Here is a 5138-nt window from a genome sequence, read left to right on the forward strand (position 1 = left end):
CTCACGCTCCCTTCGCCGCTTGAACACCCGCCGCAGCCGGCAGACCCCGGCAGACCCAAGGATACCCTCACCTTCAGCCGATGAAGGCGAGCCCCCTGCGCCAGCGCCGCACAACACGCCCCGCGAACAAACATCGAAGATACGACCGTTGCGCGATAATCGAATTCCGCGTCACACCCGCCGGGAGGAGACCCAGATGTCGGCCACGACCGAGAAGAACAGCGCGAGCGCCTACGTCGCGACCGCCGTCGAAGTCGCCATCGTCGGCCTCGCGGTGTTCTATACGCTCACGAGCAGCCTCGTCGCGATGGTCGTCTGGGCGGCCCTCTCGGCGGCCTACCTGGCCACGGGGTTCCTCACGCTCCGCTTCCGAACGATCCGCGAGACGGCGAGCGGCCCCGGTCGGGCGGGACTGCTCGGCACGCTGTCCTGGGTACTCCCGTTTGCGGCGAGCGCGTCCGGGGTCACCTCGGCGATCATCGTGCTCGTCAACCGCTCCGCCGAGGATGTCACGCCGGAGGAGCGCTTGCTCATCGCGGCGCTCGGCTCGGTCGGCATCGTGCTGTCCTGGCTGATGCTGCAATCGGGGTTCGCCCAGGTGTATCAGTCCGCCCAGCATCGGGACCCTGCGGAGCCCGGGCTGTCCTTCCCGAACACGCAGGACCCCGAGCTCGTCGATTTTCTGTACTTCTCGTTCGTGATTGGGACGTCCTTCGCGACCTCTGACGTGGTGGTCCGGACCCGCCGGATGCGCCTGACCGTGATCGTGCACAGCGTCGTCAGCTTCTTCTACAACGCGATGGTCGTGGCGAGCGCTTTTCAGGTGCTCCAACAGATCGCGTCCTAGGAGCCCCGCTCAGAAACCACCTGGCCCGGCGTACGGACGAAAGAGGGAGATCGCGGGCAGGCCCCGCTGGAGCTCGACCCAGGTGCGACGGAATTCGGTGCGGATGGCCGGGGGTTGCCAGTGTTCCTCTCGCAGCTCCGGGGGGATGAGCGGGTCCCGCTCCAGGGCGTACGTCAGGGCCTCAGCCAGCCGGAGCGAGACCCCGAGCCGCTCGGGAAGCTCGGCGGTCTCCGGCAGCGTGGCGGCTTCGGCGAGCGCGTCCGTCAGCGGAACGTAGGCCGCCTCGATCCCCGCGGCGGGCCACAGCGTTTCGGCGATGTCCTCGGGCCGCCCGAGGCCCGGGCCGGAGAGCCGGGTCGCCTCGGCCGTGATGAGGTAGCGGTCGATGGTTGCCGCGGCCACATCGGCGCTCAGCGAGAAGGGGCTCACATAGACCCCCTGCGCGAGGGGGGCCGCGCCGAGGCGCACGAGCGAGGAGCGCAGCGCGTCCCGTTCCGAGCGATGCTTCTCGGGAACCGTGAACGTAAAGAGGTGCCAGAGTCCATCCCAGGTGGGTTCCCCCGCGTCCTGGGCCGCCAGCAGCGCGAGGTGGCCCTGATCGACCCGCTCGCGGGTGCGGCCCTGCTCGGTGAGCACGAGCCTGCCCTTGCGGCCGCGGCCCTCCTGGGCGAGGATGCCGGCGGCCTCGAGGCGGCGAATCGCGATCCGGACCGGCTGGTCGGGCAGGCCGACGGCGTTGGCCACGTCGTAGACAATCGAGAGTTCGGCGACCCCGTCGGCGTCGAAGCAGGCCTCGATCACCGTGCGCGGGGCGATCTCCAGGGGACTCACTCGCGCTCCTCAGAACTCATACGGTACACCATATCGCTTGCGGTTCGGAACCCGAACACCGGCGCCAGGGGACCCATCGTGACGGTCCCCGCCGGGACAAACCCGGAGCGCTCGTAGAGCGCCCGGGCCCGAGGATTCGTGTCGATCACGCTCAGGCGAACGGCGACCTTTCCGCGCTCCCTCGCTTCCCGTTTCGCCTCGTCGAGCAGGCGGGAGCCGATGCCCCGCCCGCGGGCCGCGGCGGAAACCGAGATTCCGTCGAGCTGAAATTCCTCCGGCCGCGCTGACCGGGCGAGCACCGCCAGCATGAGCGCGCGCCAGGGCGCGCTGAACGGGGAGAAGGCCCGGACCAGGCCGCGGTAGGTGGGGTGCACCGCGCCGAGGCCTCCCTCGTCGAAGCCGAGCACCCCGAGGACGCGGCCGTGCTCCGTGGCGCAGAGGATGCGCTCGGGGACGAGGTGCGCCCGCAGGTACGCGACGCCCCGCTCTCGGGAGCTGAGCGCCGGGGCGAGCTTGGCCCCGAAGGCCTCCCAGTACAGGACCGCGACGGCGTGCTCCTGCCCGGCCGGGATGCCCCGGGTGATGCGGATGTCATCCGGGTCGCTCATGCGCGCTCCTCCTTCGGAGTGTTGGACGGGTCTGGCTGGCCGGGGACGGCCGTGACCCGGAGCCCGCGCCGCCGCTGTACGCCGCGGATGGCCCCGTCGAGGAGCGCGCCGAGCACGACGCCGAGGACGATGCCCAGGAGCGAGGCGAGCAGGGGGTGTTCGCCGAGCAGCGACCCGGCGCCCAGCCCGATGGCGGTGGAGAACACGCCCCAGCTCAGGGCGGCGACGGCCGCGAACAGGGCGAAGCACCGCGGCGGATAGCGCACGGACCCCGCGGTGATGTTGACCGCGACCCGCCCGATGGGGATGTAGCGAGCGGCGAGGATCAGCGAGCCGCCGCGCCGGGCGATCTGCGCCTGTGCCCAGTCCAGCGCGCGTTTTCCGCGTCCGGACCGGAGCAACCCGATGCGGTGCACCGGGATCTTCCGGCCGATCGCGTAGGCCGTGAGGTCCCCCGCGAACGCGCCCGCGGCGGCGATGAGGAGCACGAGCACGAGGGGCGGCCCCTGCCCGGTCGCGGAAACGGTCGCCAGAGCGATCACCGCGGTTTCGCTCGGCACGGGCGGGAAAAACCCGTCCACGAAGCAGAGCAGGAACAGCGCCGGGAGCGCGACGGGCGAGGCCGTGACGGCGAGCAGGCCGTCTTGGAGCCCGGTGAACAGCTCGGCGATCATGCGCTCGCTCCCTGTTGCTGGGCCGCATACAGCTCGCCGTAGTGTCCGTCGCTGGCCAGCAGTTCGTCGTGGGTGCCCTGTTCGACGATGTCGCCGTCCTGGAGGACGAGGATCGTGTCTGCGTCGCGGATGGTGGAGAGCCGGTGCGCGATGACGAAGGAGGTGCGCCCCGAGCGCAGGGCGGCCATCGCCTCCTGCACCAGCCGCTCGGTCCGCGTGTCGACCGAGGACGTGGCCTCGTCGAGGATCAAGACATCGGGTTGGGCGAGGAAGGCGCGGGCAATCGTGATGAGTTGCCGCTCCCCCGCGGACAGGGAGCTGTCCTCGTCGCCGACGACCGTGTCGTATCCCGCGGGCAGGTGCTGCACGAAGCGGTCGACGAGGGTCGCCCGCGCCGCCGCCTCGACCTCCGCGTCGCTCGCGGCCAGGCGACCGTAGCGAATGTTCTCCCGGATCGTGCCCGTGAACAGCCAGGCGTCCTGAAGGACCATCCCGGTCCGGGCGCGCAGCTCCTGACGACTGAGGTCGCGGGTGTCCGTTCCGTCGAGCCGGATGCTGCCCCCGTCGATCTCGTAAAACCGCATCAGCAAGTTCACGAGGGTGCTCTTGCCCGCGCCGGTCGGCCCCACGATGGCGACGGTCTGGCCGGGCGCCACCTCCAGGCTGAGCCCGGTGATGAGGGGGTGCTCCGGGGCATAGCCGAAGCGCACCGAGTCGAAGCTCACGCGCCCCCGGCCAGCCCCGGCCCCGGAGGCGGGCTCCGGCGGGGCGGAGACCGGGCCCCCGTCCGGCTCAGAAGCGGGGTCCGGGGCGGTGTCCGCGCGCTCTTCCGCCGCGTCGAGCAGCTCGAAGGTGCGGGCGACCGAGGCGACGCCGGACTGGAGCATATTGGCGACGCTCGTCATCTCGCTCAGCGGCTGGGTGAACTCACGGGAGTACTGGATGAACGCAACCGCGTCCCCGAGGGTCATCTGCCCGGCGGCCACGCGGACGCCGCCCGCAACGGCGATCAGGACGTAGGAGAGGGAGGACACGAAGGTCATCGTCGGCATGATGGTCCCCGAGAGGGCCTGCGCCCCGAACGTCGCCCGGGTCAGGGCCTCGTTGCGGTTGTCAAACTCCCGCAGCGTTTCCGTGCCGGTGCCGAAGGCGCGAATCACCTCGAGCCCGGAGAGGGTTTCCTCGACGTGCCCGTTCACCGCCCCGGTCTGCTCCCACTGGGCAGAGAACTTTCGTTGGGACTTCGACCCGATCACCGCGAGCAGCACCGCCGCGACGGGCAGGAGCAGCAGGGTGAGCAGCGCGAGCGGCCAGGACACGATGAACATCATGACGGTGATGCCGAGAATCGTCAGGACGGACTGCACGAGTTGGGCGAAGGCGTCTTGGAGCGCGGTTTGAATGTTGTCGACGTCGTTGGTGACCCGGGAGATGACGTCGCCGCGTGTGCGCGTGTCGAAGTAGTTCAGGGGGAGCCGGTTCAGCTTCGCCTCGACGTCCTCGCGGAGCCGAAACATCACCCGCATCGTGAGGTCATTGAGCAGGTAACCCTGCGCCCACATCAGCACGGAAGAGACGACGTAGAGCCCGAGGACGACCAGGATCAGGCGACTCAGCGCAACAAAGTCGACCCCGGCCCCCGTCACACCGTGGTGAATCACGTCGATGGCCATCCCCAAAACCTTGGGGGCAAGAACCGCGAGCAGGACCGAGACGCTGGTGAACAGCAGCACGGCGGCGACGCCGGCCCGGTGCGCCCCGAGGAGCGCGAGCAGGCGGCGGGTGCTCGCCCAGAAACGGGCGCGGTCCGGCCCGGGGTTCGTCCCGTCGCCCGCGACGGGCTGCGTGGTGTCGGTGCTCACGATCTCTGTCCTTCCTGGGCGGCGAGTTCGACGCCCGGCTCACGCAGCTCCGCTTCAGAGCCTGCGGCTGTGGATTCGGGGGTGTCCTCGCCCTGCGAGGACAGGATCTCCCGGTATTCGGGGCAGGTGCGGCGGAGCTCCTCGTGTCGCCCGATTCCGGCAATCCGGCCCGCGCTGAGCACGATGATCTGGTCGGCCTCGGCGATCGTGGCGATGCGCTGAGCGACGACCACGGTGGAGGTTCCCCCGGCTCGCTCACGGAGCGCGGCTCGAACCCGGGCGTCGGTGATCGCGTCCAACGCGGAGAACGCGTCGT

5 protein-coding genes and 1 pseudogene are annotated in these 5138 nt (G+C 70.3%); 1 reads left to right on the forward strand and 5 read right to left on the reverse strand.

Features of this window, described 5'->3' with window-relative positions:
* Positions 1 to 196 precede the first annotated feature (196 nt).
* On the forward strand, positions 197 to 847 hold the full coding sequence (locus tag OOT08_RS03285) for a DUF1345 domain-containing protein (protein ID WP_325091115.1): 651 nt from the start codon (positions 197 to 199) through the stop codon (positions 845 to 847).
* 9 nt (positions 848 to 856) lie between these two features.
* On the opposite strand, the gene OOT08_RS03290 is transcribed toward OOT08_RS03285, so the two are convergent.
* From OOT08_RS03290 to OOT08_RS03310, 5 genes and pseudogenes are all read right to left on the reverse strand, one after another.
* Complete coding sequence (locus tag OOT08_RS03290; protein ID WP_325091116.1) at positions 857 to 1678, reverse strand: PaaX family transcriptional regulator; 822 nt, start codon at positions 1676 to 1678, stop codon at positions 857 to 859.
* Positions 1675 to 2286: a GNAT family N-acetyltransferase gene (locus OOT08_RS03295; RefSeq protein WP_325091117.1), complete on the reverse strand. Its 612-nt coding sequence runs from the start codon at positions 2284 to 2286 to the stop codon at positions 1675 to 1677. The genes OOT08_RS03290 and OOT08_RS03295 overlap by 4 nt, the downstream gene beginning before the upstream one ends.
* Entirely contained in the window at positions 2283 to 2960 is a 678-nt protein-coding gene (locus tag OOT08_RS03300; protein ID WP_325091118.1) for a DedA family protein, read from the reverse strand. The genes OOT08_RS03295 and OOT08_RS03300 overlap by 4 nt, the downstream gene beginning before the upstream one ends.
* Entirely contained in the window at positions 2957 to 4822 is a 1866-nt protein-coding gene (locus tag OOT08_RS03305) for an ABC transporter ATP-binding protein (protein ID WP_442916160.1), read from the reverse strand. Before OOT08_RS03305 ends, OOT08_RS03300 begins: the two co-directional genes overlap by 4 nt.
* Positions 4819 to 5138: pseudogene (locus OOT08_RS03310) on the reverse strand (hypothetical protein); the annotation flags it as partial. The pseudogene OOT08_RS03310 and the gene OOT08_RS03305, both read right to left, overlap by 4 nt.

The organism is Leucobacter sp. M11, assembly GCF_035726885.1.
GTDB lineage: Bacteria > Actinomycetota > Actinomycetes > Actinomycetales > Microbacteriaceae > JAPFRB01.

What these genes read in the sequence shown, in the direction of transcription:
- OOT08_RS03285 (WP_325091115.1), top strand. Translation starts at nt 197, where the DNA reads ATGTCGGCCACGACCGAGAAGAACAGCGCGAGCGCCTACGTCGCGACC.
- OOT08_RS03295 (WP_325091117.1), bottom strand. Translation starts at nt 2,286, where the DNA reads ATGAGCGACCCGGATGACATCCGCATCACCCGGGGCATCCCGGCCGGG.
- OOT08_RS03300 (WP_325091118.1), bottom strand. Translation starts at nt 2,960, where the DNA reads ATGATCGCCGAGCTGTTCACCGGGCTCCAAGACGGCCTGCTCGCCGTC.